Genomic DNA, 24,697 nt, shown 5'->3' on the forward strand with positions numbered 1-24,697 from the left:
CATATTTGCATAAAATGTTATATAACAAGTGCAAAATGTTATTGCATACTTTGATATGTTCTGATAAAATATAGTTGTAAAAACCTAAACACTTAGCCGAATCGCATAGTATCGCATTGAATGATGTTCCGACAGCGGCATATGAATGCCGTATCTGCACTGTGAGGGTATTTATTCTGAGCACATTATGTTATTCGGCGCCAACACAAAATGAGAGGGAATCATATCATGAAGAAAAATTCTATCAAGCGCTGTGCAGCTGTTCTTGCAGCCTGCACCCTAATGGCAGCATCAGCACCTGCTGTCAGCGCACCTGTAATGGCTGCGAAGAATCTTATCAGCAACTCCACATTCGAGTCGGGCGTTTCAGGCTGGGGAACCTACAAGGAGAGCGGCGGAAAGTGCTCTCTCGGCACAAAGGACGGACAGCTTGCCCTTACAGTATCAAATGTGGGCGAGGTAAACTATGCTGTACAGGTGTTCTATGACATCGTACCCCTGTACAAGAACGGCGTTTACCGTCTGAAGTACGATATCTCAAGCTCTGTTGACCGCTATGTAGAGGGAATGATCCAGATGAACGGCGGCGACTACAGAGCCTACACATGGAAGGGACTTCAGCTCACCTCCAAGCCCCAGACCATTGATTACGAGTTCACCATGGAAGACGAAACAGATATCATGGCTAAGCTGGTATTCAACTGCGGTATCCAGAAGAAGCACGAGGGCGAGCTCCCCGAGCATACTATCTACATCGACAACGTATCATTGGAGCTTGTTGACGACAGTCAGGTTGACTACGCTTCAAGCCGTCCCTATGCTCCGTCAATCAATCTCAATCAGGTAGGCTACAGACCTGACAGCCGCAAGGTCGCAGTATTCCGCGACGTTACTAACCAGACCGAATTCAAGGTAGTTAACGCCGACACAAAGCAGGCTGTTTTCACAGGCAAGCTCGAAAACAAGACTGCAAACTCCAGCGCAGACGAGACAAACTGGACAGGCGATTTCAGCTCCGTAAAGGAAGCAGGCAAGTACTACATCACCTGCGAGGGACTTGATAATTCATACACATTCGAGATAGGCGACAAGGTCTACTCAAATCTTATAGACGACAGCGTAAGAATGCTCTATTTACAGCGCTGCGGCGTCAAGGTAGAGGACAAGGACTTCGGTCACGAGCCCTGCCACACCTCAATGGCTACAGTTTACGGCACAAGCAATAAGATAGACGTAAGCGGCGGCTGGCACGACGCAGGCGACTACGGCAGATATGTAGTTCCTGCTGCAAAGGCTGTTGCAGACCTTATCTACGCATATGACACAGCTCCCGAGCTCTACGGCGACAACATCGGTATCCCCGAGAGCGGAAACGGAACTCCCGATATCCTTGACGAGGCTCGTTTCGAGCTTGAGTGGATGATGAAGATGCAGGCTCCAGACGGCGGCGCATACCACAAGGTATCCTGCAAGACCTTCCCGGGATATGTAGCTCCTACAAAGGAGACAGGCGAGTTATTCGTAACTCCCGTAAGCTCAACAGCTACAGCTGATTTCTGTGCTTCAATGGCACTTGCAGCCGAGTTCTATGAGAAGTTCGACAAGGACTTCGCAAAGAAGTGCATGGACGCTGCCGAGAAGTCATGGGCATGGCTCGAAAAGAACAAGGGCTATGTTCTCGTAAATCCCGAGGACATCGTTACAGGCGACTATGCTGACTTTACCAAGGACGATTCCGACGAGCGCTACTGGGCAGCTGCTCAGATGTACCGCGCTACAGGCAATGAGAAGTACCTCAGCGCTATGGGCACAGTAAAGACAGGTCTTGACTGGTCTGTTGTAGGTGACTACGGCAATATCGCTATCCTCACCATGAAGAACGCAGACAAGAGCTCCTCTGCATATCAGAAGGCTGCTGACGCTGTAACATCACAGGCTAAGTCACTTCTCAGCACATCTAAGTCCTCACCATACGGCGTGGCTATCACAAAGTACGACTGGGGCAGCAATATGACTATCGCTAACAAGGGCATTATCCTTGCACTTGCAAGTCAGCTCTCAGGCGAAAAGAGCTACACAGACGCTGCAAACGCACAGCTGGACTACCTCCTCGGTACAAACCCTGTTGCTACCTGCTTCTTCACAGGCTATGGCACAGTATCTCCCGAGCATCCTCACCACCGTCCTTCAATGGCGGCAGGCAAGGCTATGAAGGGTATGCTGGTCGGCGGTGTTGACCAGAGCTTAGAGGACAGCGCTGCCAAGGCTTACTGTCAGGACCAGCCTAACGCAAAGCGTTACGTTGACAACTCCGAGAGCTATTCCACAAACGAGATCACTATCTACTGGAATTCACCTCTTACATATCTGCTTTCTATCACAGACAAGACAGAGAGCACACAGCCCGATGTAACAACTACAACTACAACTACAACAACCTCCACGACCACAACTACTTCAACAACCACAACAACAAGTACAACAACTACTTCTTCAACAACAACTACTTCTTCAACATTAACTACTTCCGAGACTACAACGACTTCAACAGTCAAGCCTGATACAAAGGTAAATCTTGAGGGCGACGCAAACTGCGACGGCGCAGTTGATATGTCTGACGTAGTTCTCATCATGCAGGCTCTTGCGAACCCCAACAAGTTCGATATCAACGGCTCTGACGAGCACCACCTTACAGAGCAGGGCGCTGTAAACGCAGATGTAAGCGAAAGAGGCAACGGCATGACAACAGCAGACGCTCTTGAGATACAGAGATATCTGCTCCACATCATCAGCAAGCTTTCCTAATTTATCATAAAAGATCCCTTGAAGGACAGACAGCTCAATGGCTGTCTGTTTTTCATTTCAGTGACAAATGTCATTGAAAAAGTGATAAATGTCATCTTGAAATTAGCCGGAAAATGTCATATAATAGTATCAAGGAAAAAATTTAGGGGAGTGATATGCATGCTGGTACATTTTTTTGAGGTGAGAAACTGCACATTTGAAAGCTATAAAGGTGAACCCGTGCTCTTTGCGCCTTACGACATTGACGACGATACCCTTATGAAGCGCGGCTTCAGAAGAAGCAAGGAGGAACGCTGGTACCGTCCTGTAAATATGAAGGAGTACAGCTACATAGTGTATTGGGCGCAGTACGGAGATGTAGATATAAACGACGCTGCTTCGCAGAATATCAACAATTTCAATATGCCCATGCCCTATGTTCAGCGTCAGCAGAATGACAATACCGCCAATATCCTGTGTTATGTCTCCGTGGGACTCATGGCGCTGGGATTCCCTATGTCCATTTTGGGAACGATACTTGTAGGCGGACTGTTCTTCATAGCCGCACTGGTGCTTATGATAATCGTCAGGGTAAAATATCCCCAGAATCAGTTCGGCAAGGTACTCTGCATAGTTTATATAGTCCTTGCGGCGATAGCTATTATCCTTACCATAGCGGCGATGATAATAATTGCCATAGTCTGCAATCAGTTCATACAGGACTGCGAATCCTGCTGTCACAATATACCCGGCTGATATAAGGAGCTGAAAAGCCATGACAATACACATTGATACGACCTATAAGCTGATACCGCCCTATGTGGTCATGATAGTTCTTGCCTGCGCTATTGGGATAGCAATGCAGTACATCATGAACAGAAAGCGCGGCATAGACAAGAAAATAGCAGGCTTTGTGGCGCTTTTATCGCCGTTTATGAGCTTTTTCTTCGGATTTTTGCTGACTTATGTCTCATCGGGCGGAAAGTCCTTCGGCTTATCCTCTATCGGCGGACTTGTCGGTATGTACGGCAGTGTCCTGACGCTTGCACTTATAGTCGGCGACAAAGAGCAGTCAAGGGTAATGTTTGAAAACTGCACCCTTGCTCTTCCTCTGATGTACAGCGTGTCGAAGTTAGGCTGCCTCTTTGCAGGCTGCTGTCACGGCAGACCTTACAGCGGACCTTTTTCTATCGAGTACACAGGCAAGGTAACGGAAACAGGCAGAGTATTTCCCGTACAGCTTTCCGAAACAGTGGTGTTCTTCCTGATATTTGCGGCAGGTGTTATAATGTTCGCAAAGGGCAGCAGAGCGGTAGTCTATATGGTTTTCATAGCTTCTGCGGCAGCAAAGGGGCTTCTTGATTTCACAAGAGAGTCCCATATCGGCAAGGTAGTGTCGCTGAACCAGATACTTTGCTTTATAATGATGATAGTCTGCATAGTGTATCTCGTGATAAAAAGCAAAAAGTATGCATATACAGGCATAAGAAAAGCGGAGCGATAAGCTCCGCTTTTTTCTATATTCAAGCCTCTACATCGTAGTCGCCGCTTTTAAGCCGCTTTTCAAAGTCTGCAAGGGGCAGGGGCTTGTCGAACAGGAATCCCTGAGCATACAGACAGTTATTGTCCCTGAGTATCTTGACCTGATTCTGCGTTTCAACGCCCTCTGCGATACATTCAAGACCGAGCTCCTTTGCCATAGCCACAACATACTTGAACATGACAGTTCTGCTGCTGGTGCTGTCGTCGCTGTCTACGGGCAGGAAGCACCTGTCAACTTTAAGCACGTTCCACGGTATCTCGCGGAGAAGGTTAAGGGACGAATAGCCCATACCGAAGTCATCAACAGAAGTATAGATACCCTGCTGCTGAAGTCCGCTAACGACGCGCTTGAGGTCGCGAAACTCAACGTCTGTGGTAGTCTCGGTAAGCTCTATCTCGATGTATTCATGGGGAACATTGTGCTTGTCCACGATATTCATTATGTGCTCCAATAAGTCAACGTCCATCATGTGCTTACGGGAGAGATTTACCGATATGCGGACCACATTGCCGCCCTCGTCAAGCCAGCGGCGGATATCAGCGCATACGCTGTCCAGCATATAGAAGTCAAGCTGGCATATGTCCGTATTCTGCTCTAGAACAGGTATGAACTCCATAGGCGGAACTATCCTGCCGTCTCTTATCCAGCGGCAGAGAGCCTCTGCGCCTACAAGCTTTCCTGTTGTTATGTCTATTTTCGGCTGATAGAATACCTTGAACTCTTTGTTTTCCAGTGCCTTGGGGAACAGCTTCTGTATCTCCATACGCTTTTCTCTGCTGACTTCCATGGAGTTGTCGTAGAATACAATGTTGTCCTTGCCGCCCATTTTTGCAGCCTGCAATGCGGGAAGGATCCTGTCCATAACGTCGCCTGGAGCGTCAAAGGTAAAGTCCTGAGTCATGCGGAAAACGCCTGTATTTGCTGAGAGCATTATACGCTTGCCGCTGTTGGGCTCGTAGATAACAGGAGTTCCGTTGAGCATGCCGAGAACGTCATTGAGGAGGGAATCGTCGAAAACTCCCACGAAATTATCTCCGCCTACTCTGCAAAGGATACCCTTTTCGCCGATAATATCCTTTATCATATTGAAATAGTTGTGTATAGCGATATCTGCTGCGCCTCTGCCGATATCGCGGTTGATAAGGGTGAGGTGGCGCAGATTGAAATACACCGCAGTACAGCCTGCAAGAGCGTTTTCCTTTTTGAGTATTTCAAGATAGCGCAGGAACGAGCGGACATTCGGATAGCCCGTATCGTCGAAGAAAACGAATTTCTCGACTACGCCCTCGAGTCTGTGACGGCTTATAAAGCTGAGAACAGAGTTCATGGCGATATTGAGCTTGTCCTTTTCTACATCGTCCATAGGCACCTCGTCGGGAGCCCTGTAGGCATTGCATTTTACCACAGCCATTGACTTTGTGACAACGCGCTTACTCATGAACAGCTCGCCGTGCTTTCCGTTGTCATAGCCGACCTTTATTTCGCCCCTGCCTGCTTTTTCGTCAGCGACAGTGCGATAAAACTCAGAGGTAGCCTTTGTGAGCCTGAAAAAAACTGCAAGCTTTTCGACGTTTGCAAGTATTTCGGCCTCGTCGTAGGTGCTTCCCCGAGTCATAGAGCGTATAAGCTCTTCAAACAATTTATAGAATTCAAAAGTTCTCTCATTAGTCATAACTATCTCTCCATTTACGATATGGATACCCCTATTATTAAATACATTATAACATATTTTTTTACATACTTCAAGAAGATTTTGAAGTTTTGCACAGAAAAGAATGAAAATTCTTTATATATTGAAGCATATATTTAACGAGAAGTGCGGTTTGAGGAAACTTAATATTTATACATTGATTTCTGATGTGTTATATGATAAAATATTAAGATACAACAGGAAAAGAGGTACAATATGATACAGGATATCGGAGAAAACATATTCAGAAACGAATTTGCCCTGCACAGAGCTCCAGCGGCTTCTGACCGCGTTATAGTCTACAGAGCAGGCGAAATGGCTTGTGCAGCTGAAAATAATACCATTGCATTTCCGCAGGTCTGTGAGCTGTCCGAGAAATACGCAGACAAGCTCATATACCTGTTTGAAGTGGAGGGAGAGGGCTTCTTCCTGCTGCTTACAGGCGAGGAAACTGCCCCTGAGCTCCCCGAAAAGTACAGCTTTGGCAGTATAAGAAAGATACGCAGCACCGATCCTGTGCCGCAGAAGTATCTTTTCGCAGGCTTCACGGCTCATCACCTTGCCGAGTGGTATCTGAGCAGCCGATTCTGCGGACACTGCGGCGGTGAGAATGTTCGGGACGAAAACGAGAGAGCCATGCTGTGCCCGAAATGCGGCAAAAAGGTCTACCCGAGGATAGATCCTGCGGTGATAGTTGGCGTGGTCAGCGGTGATAAGCTCCTCATAACCCGCTACAGGACGGGATTTGCCCACAATGCCCTTGTGGCAGGCTTTACGGAGATAGGTGAGTCCCTTGAAGCTACTGTTTCCCGTGAGGTAATGGAGGAGACAGGCATAAAGGTGAAGAGTATCCGCTATTACAAGTCTCAGCCGTGGGGCATAGCGGCAAATATCCTTGCAGGCTTTTTCTGCGAGGCAGAGGGCGAGAGCGCCATACATATGGACGAAAACGAGCTGAAATACGCGGAATGGCTGGGCAGGGAAGAGATAGTTCTCCAGCCCTATGACCATAGTCTCACCAATGAGATGATGAAGCTTTTCAAGAATATCGGCAGGGGAGTGCTGGACAGATAAGATTCTACATTATTAACATATTATTCACTGGACATTTGATAAAATATGTGATATAATATGAAATATAAGAGAAATACTATCCTCAGCATTGGAGGCGCTCATATGAATTATCAGGAAATAGTTGATGGTTTTGTACTTACTACCTGTATATTGTCCATTGAAAAGCTGCCCGACGGCGGCTACGGAAATATACGCATAGTTGCAGGAAACAAGCCTTATATAGACTCTATCGAAAACCCTGCAAACGGAGCTTCGGCTCATATGCTCAACAATAAATTCATACCTGATTCACCCTATGAAAAATATATCCCAAAGGATCTTAATTTCGAGCAGGCGGTGTACAAGAGCGCTATTTTAAAGACTCCTATACACACCTATTTAAAGCCTGAGAGGTTCTTCTGCTGGCTGAATCAGTATATCCTGCCTATTGAGTCCGACGATCCCAATAAGGGCTACTGCTCATACTCCATGCAGATAACCATGGAGGCAAATTCCGAGATGATGTCCAATGTTTCGGCTTCGGCTTCGTCGGCAGTTCTTGAGACCTGCATAAAGCTCCGCGGAAGCACGGATTTCAAAAAGACTCTCCATGAGATAATATGTGATATCTGCGAGCTTTGCGGCGCAAACAGGTGCAGTCTCCTGCAAACGGATTTCAAGGCTAAGAGCTGTTCATTGCTTGCCAAGGTGGTAATTGACAAATCAAAGGATACCGCTGTAGTTTCTGAGGAGACTAAGCCTGATTTCGAGCTTGTAAGCACATGGAACGAGACTATTGCAGGCAGCAATTGCCTGATACTGGAGAACGAAAAGGACATGGAGGTGCTCAGAGAGCGGAATCCGCGCTGGTATGACTCACTGAAGGCTGCCAATTTGCAGAGCCTTGTGCTGTTCCCGCTGAATTATAATAACGAGACGCTGGGCTATATATGGGCTGTGAACTTCAATACCGAGAACACTCTCCGTATCAAGGAGACTCTTTCCCTTACCACCTATTTCATAGCCTCTGAGCTGTCAAACTATCAGCTTCTTAACCGCCTTGAGGTAATGAGCTCCGTAGACCTGCTTACGGGCATATATAACCGCAATGCCATGAATAACCGCATTGACCGCTATATTTCGGGAGCAGAGCCTACTCCTGAGAACTACGGCATAGTTTTTGCCGACCTTAACGGACTTAAACAGGTAAACGACAGCGGCGGACATATCGCAGGCGATAAGCTGCTTAAAAACGCAGCCGCAGTTCTGAGAGAGCTTTTCTACGACAGTGACATATACCGCGCAGGCGGCGACGAATACATGATAATCGCCGTGAACGTTCCCGAGGAGGAGCTTGAAAAGCGCATGGAAAAGCTCCGCAAAGACTCTGAGGATACAAATAATATCAGCTTTGCCGTAGGCGGCTATTACGAGGCAAATGGCGGAGATATCCGCTATGCAATGCGAACTGCCGACGAGAGAATGTACGCCGACAAGGACAGATATTACAGGAAATTCCCCGAACGCAAGAGAAAATAATATACAAAAGAGCTCCGCACAGTCGGAGCTCTTGACGTTATTCACATAAATTTAACTGGACATATAAAAAAATATGTGATATAATATTAATTGAAGATAAAACCGCCTTTTCAGGCTGAAAGGAGAAATTATGGATTTTCAGGAATTTGTTAATAACATCGAACCGATGACGTGTGTTATATCCGTGGAAAAATTCTCTGACGGCAGCTATGGCAATATCCGCCTTGTTGCAGGAAATAAGGCGTATGTGGATTCTATAGAAAATCCTGAGAATGTTTCTTCAAATCAGATGCTCAAAAATAAGTTCATTCCCGATTCGCCCTATGAGAATTATATCCCGAAGGACTTGAATTTTGAGGCTGCCTGTTATCAGTGCGCCATAATGAAGAAGCCCTTCCATACCTACATACACCCCGAGAGATACAGCTTCTGGATAGATATGTATATGATGCCCCTTGCTTCATCTGAGCCCAATAAGGACTACTGCACCTATACTCAGGAGTTCACACTGGAAAAGAACAGCGAGAGAATGTCCAATCTTTCGGCGGATATCTCGTCAGCGGTGCTTAAAACCAGCTTCAAGCTCAAGGGCACAAAGGACTTCAAGAAGTCTATGGACGAGGTGCTTGCCGATATACGTGAGATATGCAAGGCTGACCGCTGCTGTATCCTGCTGACGGACTATAAGGAGCGAAAATGCGAGGTGCTTTGTCAGAGTATAGTGCCTGACCTTGATATTATTCCTATGGAGGCACATATCAAAAATGATTTTGATGATTTCTTTGATGTTGTCGATACATGGCAGAGCTCCATTGCAGGAAGCACCTGTCTTATCATAAAGAATGAAAGCGACATGGAGGTGCTCAAAGCACGTAATCCGCTGTGGCACGCTTCTCTCATGAAGGCTGCTGTCGACAGTCTTGTGCTGTTCCCGCTGGAGTATAACGACGAGATACTCGGATATATCTGGGCGGTCAATTTTGATACGGATAACGCCATGAGAATAAAGGAGGTACTGGAGCTCACCACACATCTCATAGCCTCTGAGATAGCCAACTATCAGCTCATGAATCAGCTGAGGATAATGGGTACGGTGGATATGCTTACAGGCGTAATGAACCGCAATGCCATGAATCACAGGGTTGACTGGTTCATCAGGAGCAGCGACAAAAAGCCCGAGACCTTCGGCGTTATCTTTGCCGACCTTAACGGCTTGAAGCAGAAAAACGACAAGGAAGGTCACGGCGCAGGGGACAGGCTTCTTAAAGGCGCCGCGGAGATACTTAACGATGTGTTCTACGACGGCGAGATATACCGTGCAGGCGGCGACGAGTTCATGATAATCGACTGTGAGATAGATGAAGCCGAGCTGAAAAAACGTGTCGAGAAGCTTCGCAGGGATTCAGAGGATCCTAAGAATATCAGCTTTGCGCTGGGATACTATTTCGACGGCGGAGAGGGCGATATACGCAAGGCAATGAGAACTGCCGACGAGCGGATGTACGAGGACAAGGAACGCTATTACGCATTGTATCCCGAGAGAAAACGAAAATAATAAAAAGGCGCGAGGAGGGGAGCCCCCTCGGGCAGTTTCGTGGGCTACCGAATACGTAACGCAAGATTACGGCTCGGCAGCCCGCTTTTTCCATTAAGGGAAGCGCACAGATTGCGCCTTTTTTGTTTCTGTAGTGGCGGATATTATCTGCCCGTGACAAAGCGGCATATATCCTTACTTTCCTTTGTGCAAAACAGCCAAGAGAATATGTCGAAATTCGGTATATTTACGGCTTGAACCATGGGCTTACTTGTGATAAAATTAAATTAGCGTTAATTTTGAAAAATATTTTCAGTAAAGGAGGGATACCTATGTCAGCTACCTTTATAGTCGCTCTCATCGCAGTTTGTATTGTTATCACAGCACTTGTTTTTGTTATTACGAAGAAGAAAAAAGAGTCCGACGAAGTTTATTACAGCGAGCAGATAAGACGCTCAGAGGAGAGACAGGCTCAGCTTGCCGAGCAGGAGCGACAGAGACGCATGATGCAGCGTGAACGCGCAAGCCGCAGCTAATCAGCTTTCAGAACTAAGAATCAAGACCTAAGCAGGGAACGCCGTCCTCGGCGTTCCTTTTTGTCTGTAAATGCGAAAAAGGCGCTCGATGAGCGCCTTTACTGCTTTTTTATACACAAACGGCTGTCATTGCGGCTTTGAGCACACAACAGTCACCTTCATAAGACCGCCGTCAATTTGCGCGAAGATATCGCCGCCCATGCCGTTCATAAGCTGTCGGCAGATGTAAAGACCAAGACCGCTGCCCGGCTGAGAGCCCGTATTTGAGCCGCGCCAGAAGCTGTCAAAGATGTGGTTCAGCTCAGTATCCGCAAGGGTGCAGCCGCTGTTGGAAACAGTGATAAGGCGGCAGTTTTCCTCGTCGGAGAAGTCAATGTAGATATTTCCGCCGTCGCCGTACTTTATGGCATTTTCGATGATGTTCTGTAGCACCTCCTCCAGACGGTCGGGATCTCCAGAAATAAGGCAGTTCCCGAACTCTGCAACGGTGAAGTCTATCTTCAGCACCGACAGCTTGTCCCTGTAGTAGTCGGATATCCTGCTGATAACGTCTGCAAGGTAGAACTCGGTATTGTTGAAGTCAAAGGTGAGAACATCGCTGTTGAGCTCGCCTATCATCTCGGCAACATAGCCCTCTATCTCGTCAGCCTTGGAGTTTATGCTCTCGGCGGCTTCACGCTGTTTTTCGGCGTCGGGATAGAGCCCCTTTGACAGCGCCTTTGAGTAGAGCTTTACTGCGGAAAGGGGAGTTTTTATATCGTGGGAAAGGGAAAGAAGTAAGGTCTTTTCCTTTTTTGCACGGTCAAGGTCACGCTGTCTGGACTGTTCAAGCTCCTGACGAAGCATATCAAGTCCCCATGTGAGCTTTCCGAAATATTTGCCCTTGTTTTCCTTTATGGGAGTAGTTAACGTACCCTTTGCCAGTTCATAGGGCAGGTCGCTGACCTTTCCGAAGGGCTTGACGATATTCTTGCGGATATACAGGAGAACTGCCAGCATGAAAAGGCAAAGCCCGCCCATGCAGGAGTTTACTGTAACAGGCAGAGTGGAGTTTTTTACCACAGCCTTGTCCGTGTATTCTATACGGTATGTATTGCCATTGACGCTGCGTATAACGTATTCGTTATCGCTGCTGTAGAAGTCCTCGCTGCCGTCATATTCATATATGCCGATGATATTGGGGTAGCTGTCAGCAGTGACGGTCTGACCGTTTTTCAGTTCCTGCTCTATGCGGTTCAGCTCGACCTTATAAAGGGGCTGGGTATGCTGCGGAGCTTTCAGCATTATGATGTTCACAGCGGCAATGGCAGCAGCCATTATCACTATTATCCCGATGATAAGCTTGTCGAATCTCTGCATATCAGCTCTCCCAGCGGTAGCCCTTGCCCCATACGGTCATTATTCTTACAGGAGCCTTGGGATCGTCCTCTATTTTCTGTCTCAGCCATTTGATATGCACGGTGAGAGTCTGCTGTTCTGATTCGCTGTCAGAGCCCCATATCCTGTTGAAAATGAAGTCCTTGCCCAGCGTCTGTCCCTTGTTTTCGATGAGCAGACGGAGAAGCTCGAACTCCTTGGCTGTCATAGCCAAAGGCTCGCCGTTCTTTAGAACGGTCTGGTCAGCTGTATTCAGTGTGATATCGCCCTCTGTGATAACGTCAAGAGCCAGCCTGCGCCTGAATATGCCCTTTATTTTGGCAATAAGGATATCAATGTCATAGGGCTTTTCGATGTAGTCGTCAGCGCCGAGGAGTATGCCGTTGAGCTTGTCTTCCTTGTCAACTCTTGCGGTGAGGATAATGATAGGGATATTATCCTGCTCGCGTATCTTTTTGCACACCGCAAATCCGTCAAGTCCCGGTAAGTTTATATCAAGCAGGACAAGCCTTGCCCCGTATTTTTCATACAGGGACAAGGCTTTTTCCGCAGTTTCGGCAGTGCTTACGGTATAATTCTCAGCTCGGAGAAAATCGCAGAGGAGTCCGCAGAGCTCAGCGTTATCCTCAACGATAAGTATATCAGTCATATTACCAACCCATTTCCAGAAGCCAGTTATTCAGTCCGCGCTCACGGTCACGGAGGGGAAGCTTTCTGTTAATATTATACTCTCCATTTATGTTTCCGTCAACTATAAAGAGCACACGGGAGCACTTTGCGGCTACTTTTGCATCATGAGTTACCAGCATAACTGTTGTGCCCTCATTGTTGAGCTTTGTGAGCTCCTCCATTACCTCGTCTGAGGAGTTGCGGTTGAGAGCTCCTGTGGGCTCGTCGGCAAATATCATACGGGGCTTGTTTATCATGCTTCTGCAAATGCAGGCACGCTGGAGCTGTCCGCCGGATACCTCGTTGATGTCGTTGTCGGAGATGTCGATGATGCCAAGCTTGCGCATGAGGTCCTGTCCGCGCTTCATGGTCTCACTGCGTGACTCCTTTACCTTGTCGGACTTTACCGCAGGGAGTATGATATTGTCCAGTACGGACAGATTCTTCATCATGTACATCTGCTGGAATATGAAGCCCATATCGTCAAGACGCATTTTCGCAAGGTCGTTTTCCTTGAGCTTTGAGAGCTCCCTGCCGCAGAACTTCACATCGCCTGCGGTCATCTTGTCCATTCCCGAAACGGTGTACAGCAGAGTGGACTTGCCTGAGCCCGAAGGTCCCATGATTGCTACCATTTCGCCCTCGTTGACCTTGAAATTCACGTTGCGGAGAACGTTGTTCTGTCTTTTGTTTATGATGTATGTCTTACAGAGGTCTTTTACCTCAAGTATCGCTGTATTATTCATAACTCATATCTCCTTTTATATATCGGCTGTATCCGAAGCCTTTATTGATCTCATGTAGAGCGCTGTGAAGTAAGCGCCTGCAACTGCCACTGCAATGATTATTGCAGGGTAGATAACGCATACCTCAACAGGTCTTATGTTATAGTCTACGCCGTTTATAGCTCCCATAATGCCGAATATGGGGTTTATGCAGAGCTTTGTGACAGGTGAGCACAGTGCGATTGATATCACAGAAGACACTGCCGCAACTATTGCAAAGCGCAGGGTGTGCTGTGCCACTACGGAGCGTGACTTGAAGCCCATAGCCTTCATGAGTGCTATCTCGGGCTTTTCCTTTGAGATAAAGGAGCGCTCCATAAGCACGGATATCAGTATAATGATTATGGCTGTGATAATTATCACCATGAGCTTTACGCCGTTAATGGTATCCTTTACGTTCTTGCCTATGACGGTCATTACGAAGCCGTCTGTGTCGTCGATGTATTTTGTGCCGAAGATGTCCTTCATCTTTTCTATGCGGCTTTCTACTGTTTTTTGGTCGGGTGAATCGTCAAAGTCTATCTGGAAGCCCAGTACCTGACTGATCAATTCGTCTGGCAACTCAAAGCTTTCGTGAAAACGACCTGTTTCGCCCATCTGCACCATGCTCTGGAAAAGGGCTGAGACGATGTAGTCATCGGTCTTGCCGTTGAATGTGATCTTTACCTTGTCGCCTATGCCTACGTCAAGCTTTTCCGCTACCTGTGTGGTAAGGGCTATCTCGTTTGCGTATTTGGGAGCATAGCCATCTGAATAGGTGTAATTGGAAGCCTTTGTATTCTTGTTGTACATGAATATTGGCGAAGCCTTTTTCCCGTTTGCTTCAAGGGACGGGGTGAACAGAGCCTCAGATGATACCTTGCCGGGAATACCGTTGTCCGCAAGCTTCTTTTCTATATCTTCGCATACTTCCTTGTAGGCTTTTTCGCCTGTCATTACCTTTGCTAAAATGTCGGTATCGGTGATGTAGGCGTCGCTTTCCTGTGTACACATAAGTGGCAGGAGCTTTCCGCTTGAAAGGGTATTGGCTGTATTGGCAAGGCTCATTATCAGAAGCAGGCATACTGTGAAAATAACTGTCATTACGCAGAACTGCTTAGGACTGCTGAATATGTCATTGAATGCAAGGAAACCTGTAGCGCCCAGCTTGCTCTTTCCAAGGTGCATGAGTCCCTTTTTCTTGAAGCGTTCGCCTGTCTGACCGCTTCTTACAGCGTCGATAGGGGAGAGCTTCTTTATCCTGCGGGTACATCTCCAGCAGAAAAGCATGATGATGAGAACTACAAAGATACTGCAAGCTATGCTTATCAGTACGGTATGGTCGTTTCCAAGCACCATATAGTCGCTTACAGACCTGATAAGAGCATTTCCGAAGGGAATGCTGAGAAGAAGTCCGATAAATGCGCCTATTATTGAGATACCGAAGTATTTCACAAGGTAAAGACCGCGGACTGAGCTGTTTTTCAGTCCCAGAGCCTTCATAACGCCTATCTCGCAGAATTCCTCGTTGACGGTAAAGCTGATAGTGAATCTCAGCACTACAAATGATACAAGTATGAGACATACGCCGACTATGAGAAGAAGTCCTGCTACGATGATATACATTATGTAGCTTGTTCTTACAATGGATATGCCCTTGCTGAAGGTGACATTCTGGATATCCGAAAGGTCTGATTCGAGAGTTTTTGAGTTATATCCGCTTACGTAGAAAATGCTGCTTCTGTTGTTTTCTCTTACCTTTTCGTCGGCTATGAGGGTATCGTAGTCCGCATTATTGACTATAAGACGGGGACTATTGAACATTTCCGAGCCCATGAATGCGTCCTTTGCAAGTCCTGCATATTTCAGGGTTATCTCGGTATCGCCGAGATTGAGCTGGAATTTCTCGCCGTATTCAAGGTTTGCATTTTTGACCAGGCTGCCAGTAAAGTAAGCGTAGCCCTCGGGGACTTTTTTCAATATCTCGTTGTCCTTGTCGAAGTAATTGAGCTTTCCGTTATCAATGGGAAGAAGCAGAGCGGTGCTTCCGATGTCTGCAAGTTTTTTACCGTTCTTTGTAAGAGCGGTATCGTTGAAGAAAAGCTGGTCCTCACGGCGGAAGTCCTTGACATTTTGAACTCCCGAAAGGAAATCCTCTATCTCGTCGCCGTTATCAGCCAGAGTTATGATGAAATGGTCGCTTAGATCTGCTTTCTCGAAGTAATAATCGAGACCGTTCAGCACGGTGGTGATGTTGTTTACGCTGCTTGCCGCGAACATGGTGGCAAGTATCACGAACAACAGGAGTATGATATTCATGGCCTTTTTACGTTTCAGGTCTTTTTTAAGTATTCTGAAATACATAACTTATCCCTCGCTTTCTGTGATTCTATAATAGCACGGGAATTATTAAATAATCCTTAAATGGGTTCAAAGTATAGTATATCGCTGAATACGGCTTTTGTCAAGGCACAGGAAAGCCGCCCTCCGAGGGGAGGGCGGCAGGTGAGTTATTCACTTAATATTTTTTCAATCTCGCTGTATGCGTTTTCGTCATCGCAGACGTAAAGCCTGTTCAGGCAGTCAAATATGCTCTTGGTCTGCTTATCTGCGGCTAATCTTCCTTCATTGTATTCATATTGAACATTTGCAAAGCATATCATCGTCTTTTCGTCCCAATCCTTGCCAATACGAAGTTCTGTTATGCTGTCCTCATTGCCGTCTGTTGTGCCTGTTATGCCTATATCGAATCCGAAGTAGCTGAAATTATCTGTCATTTTCCATTCGTATCTGCCGAGGCATTCTTTCAGCTTCTGCATTTTATCATTTGTGATGTCAAACTGCTTGGTATCGATGCTTGAACACAGCCAGTTAATGCGGTCAATGACAGAAAGGTCAAGAGGAACTTCTCTGTTTGCGTAGGCAAGGTATTCCTTTATTCTGTTTACTATATCGGTATCCTTGCAGGTGTAAGTAAATATTTCCTCTGTATAACTGTTTTCATTGATATTACTTAAACAGGTGTGATATTTTGCAACTGTTTTGTCGGCTTGCACTTCAAGGCTGATTATATAGTTGTATCCATACATACTGCCATTGAGAACTGCGTAATTGCTGCTTTCCGGAGGCGGAGTATTCCTGAACAGTTCTCTTTCTTCTTCTTCGGAGATCTTTTTGTTGTCTTGGGATTCAAGTTCCCAGCTGTAATTTACAAGTATATCGTAAACAGCCTGTGTACCCCCGTCTGTAAGAGACTTGGGCTCACTGCTTTCGTCAGTTCCAATGCTCCATTCCTTACCGAAAAAGCCCCATTTGTCAAGCTCAGGCTTGCGGAAGTCATCGCCGAGTATCTCTTTTATATTGTTTTTGATGAAGTCATAGTCTATCTTGTAGCACTTTGTAATTTCATTGATGTCTATAGTGTCATCGACAGCAACGTATTGTATCATTCTGTTCATAGCAAAAGTATCTGACGGATCATAGTTTTCGTCTGTGTTATCGCTTTCAAGCCTTATCTTGCAGCTTGTAAGCGTCATAGTACTCTGGTCGTCGTCAAAATTAAGTATAATGAAATCATCGTCAGATAAGCTGTAGAAACAGAATCGTTCATAGGTATTCAGGAACTCGGGGCGCCTGTTATGTACATCGGTTTCTTCCCATTCTAAGCTGTTGAAGAAGTCGGCAAGCTCCTGACGCTTTTCAAGGGGGATAACATTGCCGCCCTGTAAGCTGAATCCCGTTCTGCCGTCGCCGCCTTCTTCTTCAGATTTGCCAAAGTTGACAAAGATAGCTGTTTTGCTGTCGGGATCAGGTCTGCTGAATTCATGAGCCGCAAAATCGAACGGACAGCTGTTGTTAAGCGGCTCAGTGGTCGGCTGTTCCGTGGTTGTCTGCTCGGTAGTAGGCTCCTCTGTAATATTCTCCTTATCGGATATAGTGGGCGTATTTGCGAAATGCTTATATGCCTTGAATCCGCCTGCTGCGCCGCCTATGAGTATAGCTGCGGCAGCCGCCATGCTCAGGCACTTTTTCCACAGGGGACGCTTGCGGACGACCTCAACGCCGCTGACGGTCTGTTCGTCGGTCTCCGTGAATTTTGATGTATTGTTTGCTTTATTGAATTTTTCCTGACTCATTCTGAACACCTTCTCTTTTTCTTCTGCGTCATCGGGCGGAAATTCCTCAGAAAGCCTGTCAATGACGCTCTGCTCGGTGTTTTCGAGAATATCAAATATGTTTTTCTCTTCCATGACATCACCTTCCCTCGCCGATATCCGTAAGTATCCTTCTCAGCTTATCCATTGCACGGCTGAGCCTTTTCCTTACTGCTTCGGGCTTCAGGCCTACTTTATCGGCGATATCTGCGGAATTCCTTCCGTAATAGTATTTCTGCATTATTATGGAGCTGTCGGGCTCTCCGAGAGCCTTTACCGCGTCAAGGAGAGCGCGGCAGGTCTCGGCTTTCTCGGCAAGCTCGTCAACTTTATCGGCAGAGGGCAGCTGCAAGGCTTCCTCGCCGTCAACAGGGACTGTATTCACCGACCTTACACGAAGCTTACGGAACATATCAACAGACCTGTTACGTGCTATAGCCGCTATAAATCCCTTGATATCGCCGCTGTAGCCGTTATCTGTGCTGTAGTGCAGGAATACGTCGCTGAAAACATCGCTGACGCATTCGTCAATATCCTCCCGTGAAGCATAGCTTCTCAGGCGATTGAAAACTATTGTGTAGACGTAGTTGTAGTATTCGTCGAAAATAAGCCTGTGAGCTTTTTGCGGAGAGCTTTTCAGAAGCTCCCTTGCCTGCTGGTCGGTCATTTTATCCCTCCGTAGTATAAGCTTTCAAATGCATTTGTCACGCTCTGTAATGTATACTCGCAGAAGAAAAGCAAACTGTGACTATGATATCATATTTTTACGGAAAACGCAATTCTGTGTTTCTGTATTGTTAATATTGACCAATGTCTAAATACACAAAACAACTTCATTTTGTACACCTGCAAGGTCAAAAAATGATGAAGTTGATTTTGAAAATGCCGTTTTTATGAATAAAAAATGTCATTCTCGATATTTTATATCAAAATAGTGCAAAAAATGTTCTAAAAATGCTTGTAAATTCCAAAAAGCTGTGATATAATGTAGAAAAGGTAACCAAATTAGAGGGTTACAGGAGGATATTAAAATGAAAATTGGATTTATAGGTGCAGGGAAAGTAGGTTTTTCCCTCGGCAGGTACTTTGCTGAGAACGGTATCTTTATCACGGGATACTACAGCAAAGCGCTTCAGTCTGCAACTGAAGCATCAAGATTTACCAAGAGCCGCGCATATGACAATATGGCGGAACTTGTGGGCGACAGCGACGTGATTTTTTTAACTGTCCCCGACAGCGCTATCAAAGAAGTGTACGATCAGGTCAAGGCTGTGGGTATCGGCGGTAAGCAGATTTGCCACTGCAGCGGAGCTATGTCCGTAGCTGAGGCGTTCCCCGATATCGCAAGATTCGGTGCAAGCGGCTTCTCTATACACCCGCTTTTCCCGATTACCAGCAAGTATGACTCATTCAAGGAGCTGGGCAAGGCGTTTTTCTGTATCGAGGGCAGTGACGAGTTCATCGGCGTTTGGGACGAGCTTCTGCGCAAAATGGGCAACGGCACCAAGGTCATCTCCAGCGAGAATAAGGCTCAGTACAACGCAGCCTGCTCGATTTCGAGCAATCTGGTCTGCGCACTTGCGGCAGAGAGTCTCGCTCTTATGGAGAAGTGCGGCTTCTCGCAGACAGAGGCGCTGAAGGCTTTTCAGCCTCTTATCATGAACAATATCAAGCGTATCCTTGCGTTAGGTCCTGTAGAGGCTCTCTCAGGTCCCGTGGAGCGCAACGACATCGGTATGGTTAGAAAGCACCTTGAATGTATGGAAAACGATACCGACAGGAGTATGTACAAGGCTGTTTCCATGAAGCTTGTTGACGTGGCTCAGCAGAAGAACAATGAGGCGGATTTTTCCGAACTCAGAAGAATACTCAGATAATATGCACAGACGAGAAAAGCTCCGCAATTGCGGAGCTTTTTTTAGTTTATTATATCAGGCGAAGCATAAACGATGTCGCTTTCCTTTATTTCTCCTTTGGTTTTGAGCCATATCCGAACCCATACGGTGTCCGGCGGCTCTTTGAGATCGGAATTGTATATGGTCTTGTCAGCCGCTATTTCTTTGACCTTGGTGTAATAATTCCCCACCCAGTTGCTCCATGCCAGCTTGTACACCACCGCAGGAGTGTCCTCGGTATAGCTGTGTACGCTTTCCTTGTCGGTGTCAATATAGACCGTATCGCCGACCTTTACGCTGTCCTTGTTTATGAGCATTACTGTTATCCTGTAGCCGAAAAGCGTTTTTTTGCACTCCGAGATTATCTGCCAGAGGGAATAGCGTATTTCTTCCAGCCGCATTATCAGTTCATTATATAGCCTGATCGGGAACTATGATAGCTCCGTTGAGGCTTAGATTGCGCAGGAATATAAGACGAGCCTTGTCGATGCATTCGGGCTTTACCATGTAGTAGAGGTAGTGCTCCATAAGATTGAACATATCAAAGGTGCGTCCCTCTATCTTGAACTGATTGAAGCCCATAGGCACGTACTTGTTCCAGATATCGTCGGGCGTGATGTGGTTGCTGAGTCCCTTTACGTCGAAAAGGCTCCTGTGCTCGCAGTTGCACTCGAATATAGCCTTTGCCTCGGGGTGAGAAGCGGCAAACTTCGCAGAATCAAAGGGTACGTTGGGGTACTTCCTTACGTGATTTGCGTAGGCTATCTGTTCAAGTCCTATCATCTCATAGTGGAGAGAGCGGTTTGCACAGCCCGGATTACAGCAGGCATTCACCAGTATCTCGCACTTGCTCTTATCGGGTATCTTTTCGAGAATATCAAATTTGTTATTGAGGTCATAGTCAAGAACTACGATGTGATAGTCCTTACAGACCTCGCTGTAGAGAGCTTCGGGCTCGGTGATACGCTTGCAGGTAGAGCTTGTCAGCTTGTAGTTGGGATAGGTCTTTCTTATGTAGTCCTCAAGGATAGGGGACATGACTATGCACTCGTTCATGCCGTTGTCTGCGATATGCATTACCATGTTGCAGAATTCGTCGCTGAGGTGCTTTTTCTCTATCATGGGATTGGTGAAGGTAAAGCGGAGCGGTATGCCTTTCTTGTTGAAGTAGTTGGTAACGCCCTTAACGAAGTCCTTCTGGCACATACCGTGTACTACACGTCCTCCGTTCCATAATGAGGGCGGGAACACGCCGTATATCGAAGCTATCTCGACGCCCTCGCGGAAGAGCTCGGGGCTGTTTTCGAGCATAGTGAGAAATACAACATTGAATTTGAACATTCTTGCGAAATCGGGCAGGTGAAATCTTACCTTCATGGTTATCCTCCTAAATGCGTCATACGCGGAAATTATACTGTTATTATAGCATACAATCCTATGAATATCAAGATTCGCGGAGAAAAATTCCCGTATTATCATTTTTATGCCGCGAAAACAGGCGTGCAGCCTCTGCGCTTATAGCATATTTCGTGCAGGAAATCAATAATAGAGGAAAAAAACAGCAAGATATGGCAAAAAAAGAGCGCCGCAAAAATGTGCTTTGCGGCGCTTTCTTTACATCTTGGTTATCCGCACTTTTACCGAGCGTGCAGATACAAGGGTAAAAGAGGATAAAGGGGATTGGGATTGGATCGAAGTGACCTGTCTTTTTGGGGAATACCTTTTCAGGCAAAGACAAGTTAAGTTTTATGCTGAACAGTCAGTAAATACTGATTATTCCTCAGTTGCAGCTGCCTCTGTAGCAGCCTCTGTTGTTGCCTCAACTGCAGCAGCTTCAGCAGCCTTGAGAGCTTCTCTCTCCTTAGGACCAAGGTGCTCGTGCTTAGGAGCAACCGGTGGCTTAGGAGGCTCTGGCTTTTCAAGCTCTGCAGGAGGTGTTGGAGGTGTAGGAGGAACTGGCTTCTCGCCGTCCTCAACAGGCTTAGGAGGCTCTGGCTTCTCAGCGTTCTCGTCGATTACTGGAGGTGCCGGTGGCTCTGGCTTCTCAGCGTTCTCATCGATTACCGGAGCAACAGGAGCTGCTGGAGCTTCTGGCTTATCGTGCTTGAAGTGAACGTCAGCGTGAACGTCCTTAGCATTCATGATCTTCTCCTTAACATCGTCCTCGATGAAGTCGATCTTGCTTATATCAATAGAATCCTTGAACTGCATGAAGAGATCTGTGAGCTCGAGGTGAACAGGTCTGAGTGGCTTTGCAGGCTTCTTAGCGTCTTCCTCAGCAGCCTCAGCCTCTGTTACAGCCTCAGGAGCCTCAGGAGCTTCGCCTTCAACTACAGGAGCAGTGGGCTTCTCGTTCTCATGGAAGTGTACGTCAACCTTCTCGATGAGGTCCCAGTTCTCGATGATCGTATCGTTGAGGATCTCAATGTTGTTTGCTTCGATGAATGAGCGGATCTGCTCGATAAGATCAGTTACGTCAACGATTACAGGAGGTGCCGGTGGCTCTGGCTTCTCGCCGTCCTCAAGCTCAGCGGGAGCTACAGGAGGCTCTGGCTTTTCGCCGTCTTCGAGTACAGGAGCCTCAGGCTTCTCAGCCTCAGCTGCTTCTGTTACTTCCTCAGTTGCTGCTGCAACTGTTGTTACTGCTTCTTCTGTTGTTTCTGCTGCGAAAGCGTTGAAGCTTCCTGCTGATGCCATCATTGACATTGCAGCGAGTGCAGCAAAGATCTTTTTGCTTCTCATTGTAATTACTCCTTTTTTACGGACAGATAAGTCCATTTATTTTACTCCCGTGGGAGCATTTGACTTAGTGCGAATTTTTTATTTATTCGCCTTATGTTAATAGCTTACGGAGCATGAAATAAAAAAGCGGGGTATTCTGAAAAAATTTCCAAAAAAATTTTTTGTGTTTGTTTTTTATTGGATATATGGCAAAAAAACGGGATAAAAAAAGAACACTGCCGTGCTTGGCAGTGCTCTTTTTCCCGTCTGATCGACCGATAAAGAGGAATGTGAGGTCGGACGGTTTTATGAAGGATCTCATGTTTCCTATTTTTAGGTTAGGGAAGGGGAAGCGGAAGTGGAGGGGTTATAATTTTTTCTGCTTCGGGCAGTGCTTCCCGGGCAGGTCCTGTATTCTTATCCGTCTCGGGAGTCGGAGCTTCAGGAGCTGGTGCTTCGTGAGAAGGAGCTTGCGGAGCAGGCGGCTCGGGGAGCGGAGTAAGAGCTATGTATGGATTTATCTCCGAAAGTCTGATAGTGTCTAATACTTCCTTTTCAAGCTGTATTCTTATCTCAGGTGCCGCTGGTGCAGGAGGACCTGCGCCCTCATCGGGCTTTGGCGGCTCTGCCTTATCGTCCGGCTTAGGAGCTGTATTCTTATCAGCAGGCTTCGGAGGCTCCGGAGCTTCAGGTGAAACAGGAGGTGCAGGTGGTGCATCGGGCTGTTTTACCTGCGGAGCTGTATTATTGCTGCTGCTGTTATTATTGTTTGCCGCAGGTGGAGCTGCCGGTGTCGGCGGAGTTACTTCCGCAGGCTTTGGCGGCTCTGCCTTGTCATCAGGCTTAGGAGCTGTATTCTTATCAGCAGGCTTCGGCGGATCTGGCTTTTTGTTATCCTTTGCAGGATCAGCCTTAGGCGGCTCGGGAGGAGTCTTTTCGTGAGGCTTATTGCCGTCAAGCTCCCGTACCTTTACCTTAACGTCGGGGATACCTGTGATAAGGTCGGATTTGTATGAATTATATTCGGAAGGAGTCTCGGCTTTGATATAGATATCGACGGTATCGCCGCTCTCTATGATGCCCTTGTCCTTTTCGATATCAATGATATCGTTTGCGGCGTCGAGCATATCCTTGCCCTTGCCGTCGTAATTCTTGATTATCTCGTCACTGTCTGCATTCTCAGTGCTGATATTGAGCACCTTGCCCTTTTTGTTGAGCTCCATGCGCACATTAGCCTCAGATGAGATGAGTACAGTGGAGTGAGTCTTGTAGTTGCTTGAGTAGTAGAAGGCTCCTGCGGAGACTGCTATTGTCAGGCAGGCTGCGGCTGCAACAAATTTAGAAATATGCATACTGATCCTGCCGCGGTTAAGCTCCTCGGCGTTCATCAGAACGGGATCGGTGACAGTCTGTCCTACTTTATAGCGGAGATTTGCCGCCTGTACGAAGCGTGATTCCTCGTCCATGAGAACTGCATAGCTCTCGTGACATTCCATTACCATATATTTCATTTGTTTTCACCACCTTTGAGTACCTGCATTATGTGACCTCGCATTATCTCATAGCCGTTGGTGCAAATGAGAAGCACTGCCACAAGATAACGTCTGTGTCTTTCAAGGGACTTTCTCTCTACCTTTGCGCCCTCTGCCAGCTTAGCCAGCGGAACTCGCTTAGTTCTGAGGAAGTCCTCCAGTATTTCGGGATTATTTCTTGCGTACTGAACAGCCTTCTGGCATATTTCAAGAGTACGGCGCTGTCTCGGAGAATTCTCCGCAACGTCGGTCATTGAAACGCCGAAGTCCTGCATCTGAGCTGAAAGCTCTGCTATTTCCTGCTGTGTTGCTTCTCTTAGTTCGTTTTCTTGGTACTTATCGTGTTCGTCGCGTATTGTATCTTTCAGGTCCTGTTTGTCATCGTCGGAAACGTCCAGCGATATTTGTCCCTTGTTTCGTTTTTCTTTTCTATAGTTATCTATCAGGCGGTTCTTTATTTGCAGGGCTGCAAATTTAAGGAATGAACCGCGGAGCTTTGAGTAGTTTCGGATAGATTCGTAAAAAGCGAACATGGCTATACTAAGCTCATCGTCGCTTTTGTCGGGCGGACGGTTTAGAAATTTGGCTGTTTCGGACTTGATAAATGGCATATAAGCTTCGATGAGCTCATCTGCCGCGTGGCTGTCTTTTTTAGCCTTATAGACCTGGGATATGATTTGATGCGCATCAGAATTCATATGTGCCACCCCCAATGTAATAATAGTTTACGCACAGTATTTTATAAAAGCGGGGTAATTGCAAAAAATTATTAAGCCTGCGTAATATTTTTTCAGTTATTAGCTGTTAGTGATCAGTACATAGCTGCGGCAGCAGACAGTAACTGATCACTTTTTATCCAGAAACAGCCATAAAGTCGCGACTTTATGGCTGATGTAGGTTTCTGAT

Annotated in this window: 20 protein-coding genes; 8 read left to right on the plus strand and 12 right to left on the minus strand. The window is 46.7% G+C overall.

The window, feature by feature from the left end; genetic code table 11:
- The first annotated feature begins 228 nt into the window (after positions 1-228).
- From T497_RS0111710 to T497_RS0111720, 3 genes are all read left to right on the plus strand, one after another.
- A complete protein-coding gene (locus T497_RS0111710) occupies positions 229-2,805 on the plus strand; it encodes a glycoside hydrolase family 9 protein (RefSeq protein WP_028515769.1) in 2,577 nt (858 codons plus the stop codon).
- 159 nt (positions 2,806-2,964) lie between these two features.
- Entirely contained in the window at positions 2,965-3,540 is a 576-nt protein-coding gene (locus tag T497_RS0111715; RefSeq protein WP_028515770.1) for a hypothetical protein, read from the plus strand.
- Positions 3,541-3,559: 19 nt separating this feature from the next.
- Complete coding sequence (locus T497_RS0111720; RefSeq protein ID WP_028515771.1) at positions 3,560-4,288, plus strand: prolipoprotein diacylglyceryl transferase family protein; 729 nt, start codon at positions 3,560-3,562, stop codon at positions 4,286-4,288.
- A gap of 19 nt (positions 4,289-4,307) precedes the next feature.
- On the opposite strand, the gene T497_RS16745 is transcribed toward T497_RS0111720, so the two are convergent.
- Positions 4,308-5,999: a putative bifunctional diguanylate cyclase/phosphodiesterase gene (locus T497_RS16745; protein ID WP_051530647.1), complete on the minus strand. Its 1,692-nt coding sequence runs from the start codon at positions 5,997-5,999 to the stop codon at positions 4,308-4,310.
- A gap of 234 nt (positions 6,000-6,233) precedes the next feature.
- Here T497_RS16745 and nudC point away from each other — a divergent pair, with 234 nt between their 5' ends.
- The 4 genes from nudC (at position 6,234) to T497_RS0111745 (ending at position 10,679) form a co-directional block, all read left to right on the plus strand.
- The gene (gene nudC, locus T497_RS0111730; protein ID WP_028515772.1) at positions 6,234-7,091 is read left to right on the plus strand and encodes an NAD(+) diphosphatase; all 858 of its coding nucleotides are present in this window, start codon (positions 6,234-6,236) and stop codon (positions 7,089-7,091) included.
- Between the two features lie 102 nt (positions 7,092-7,193).
- Positions 7,194-8,609 (plus strand): sensor domain-containing diguanylate cyclase, encoded by a 1,416-nt coding sequence (locus T497_RS0111735; RefSeq protein WP_028515773.1) that lies wholly within the window; start codon positions 7,194-7,196, stop codon positions 8,607-8,609.
- A gap of 130 nt (positions 8,610-8,739) precedes the next feature.
- Positions 8,740-10,164 (plus strand): sensor domain-containing diguanylate cyclase, encoded by a 1,425-nt coding sequence (locus tag T497_RS0111740; RefSeq protein WP_028515774.1) that lies wholly within the window; start codon positions 8,740-8,742, stop codon positions 10,162-10,164.
- 311 nt (positions 10,165-10,475) lie between these two features.
- Positions 10,476-10,679, plus strand: a complete 204-nt coding sequence (locus T497_RS0111745) for a hypothetical protein (protein WP_028515775.1) — start codon at positions 10,476-10,478, stop codon at positions 10,677-10,679.
- A gap of 126 nt (positions 10,680-10,805) precedes the next feature.
- Here T497_RS0111745 and T497_RS0111750 read toward each other — a convergent pair whose 3' ends face one another.
- The 6 genes from T497_RS0111750 to T497_RS0111775 form a co-directional block, all read right to left on the minus strand.
- Complete coding sequence (locus T497_RS0111750; protein WP_028515776.1) at positions 10,806-12,038, minus strand: sensor histidine kinase; 1,233 nt, start codon at positions 12,036-12,038, stop codon at positions 10,806-10,808.
- A gap of 1 nt (position 12,039) precedes the next feature.
- A complete protein-coding gene (locus T497_RS0111755) occupies positions 12,040-12,705 on the minus strand; it encodes a response regulator transcription factor (protein WP_028515777.1) in 666 nt (221 codons plus the stop codon).
- 1 nt (position 12,706) lies between these two features.
- Entirely contained in the window at positions 12,707-13,471 is a 765-nt protein-coding gene (locus T497_RS0111760; RefSeq protein ID WP_028515778.1) for an ABC transporter ATP-binding protein, read from the minus strand.
- Positions 13,472-13,486: 15 nt separating this feature from the next.
- Complete coding sequence (locus T497_RS0111765) at positions 13,487-15,853, minus strand: ABC transporter permease (RefSeq protein ID WP_028515779.1); 2,367 nt, start codon at positions 15,851-15,853, stop codon at positions 13,487-13,489.
- Positions 15,854-15,999: 146 nt separating this feature from the next.
- The gene (locus tag T497_RS0111770; protein ID WP_028515780.1) at positions 16,000-17,739 is read right to left on the minus strand and encodes a hypothetical protein; all 1,740 of its coding nucleotides are present in this window, start codon (positions 17,737-17,739) and stop codon (positions 16,000-16,002) included.
- A 4-nt stretch (positions 17,740-17,743) separates the two neighbouring features.
- Positions 17,744-18,310: an RNA polymerase sigma factor gene (locus tag T497_RS0111775; RefSeq protein ID WP_028515781.1), complete on the minus strand. Its 567-nt coding sequence runs from the start codon at positions 18,308-18,310 to the stop codon at positions 17,744-17,746.
- Positions 18,311-18,674: 364 nt separating this feature from the next.
- Between T497_RS0111775 and T497_RS0111780 the strand changes: the two genes are divergently transcribed.
- On the plus strand, positions 18,675-19,520 hold the full coding sequence (locus T497_RS0111780; protein ID WP_028515782.1) for a Rossmann-like and DUF2520 domain-containing protein: 846 nt from the start codon (positions 18,675-18,677) through the stop codon (positions 19,518-19,520).
- A 41-nt stretch (positions 19,521-19,561) separates the two neighbouring features.
- Here T497_RS0111780 and T497_RS0111785 read toward each other — a convergent pair whose 3' ends face one another.
- The 5 genes from T497_RS0111785 to T497_RS0111805 all read right to left on the minus strand — a co-directional run bounded on the left by T497_RS0111785 (position 19,562) and on the right by T497_RS0111805 (position 24,489).
- Positions 19,562-19,939: a hypothetical protein gene (locus T497_RS0111785; RefSeq protein WP_028515783.1), complete on the minus strand. Its 378-nt coding sequence runs from the start codon at positions 19,937-19,939 to the stop codon at positions 19,562-19,564.
- A gap of 10 nt (positions 19,940-19,949) precedes the next feature.
- Positions 19,950-20,915: a hypothetical protein gene (locus tag T497_RS0111790; RefSeq protein ID WP_028515784.1), complete on the minus strand. Its 966-nt coding sequence runs from the start codon at positions 20,913-20,915 to the stop codon at positions 19,950-19,952.
- Between the two features lie 396 nt (positions 20,916-21,311).
- Positions 21,312-22,280 (minus strand): hypothetical protein, encoded by a 969-nt coding sequence (locus tag T497_RS0111795; RefSeq protein WP_028515785.1) that lies wholly within the window; start codon positions 22,278-22,280, stop codon positions 21,312-21,314.
- Positions 22,281-22,597: 317 nt separating this feature from the next.
- On the minus strand, positions 22,598-23,770 hold the full coding sequence (locus T497_RS0111800) for an anti-sigma-I factor RsgI family protein (RefSeq protein ID WP_028515786.1): 1,173 nt from the start codon (positions 23,768-23,770) through the stop codon (positions 22,598-22,600).
- Positions 23,767-24,489, minus strand: a complete 723-nt coding sequence (locus T497_RS0111805) for a sigma-70 family RNA polymerase sigma factor (protein ID WP_028515787.1) — start codon at positions 24,487-24,489, stop codon at positions 23,767-23,769. Before T497_RS0111805 ends, T497_RS0111800 begins: the two co-directional genes overlap by 4 nt.
- Positions 24,490-24,697 lie beyond the last annotated feature (208 nt).

Origin of the sequence: Ruminococcus flavefaciens MA2007 (assembly GCF_000621845.1) — a bacterium.
GTDB lineage: Bacteria > Bacillota > Clostridia > Oscillospirales > Ruminococcaceae > Ruminococcus > Ruminococcus flavefaciens_E.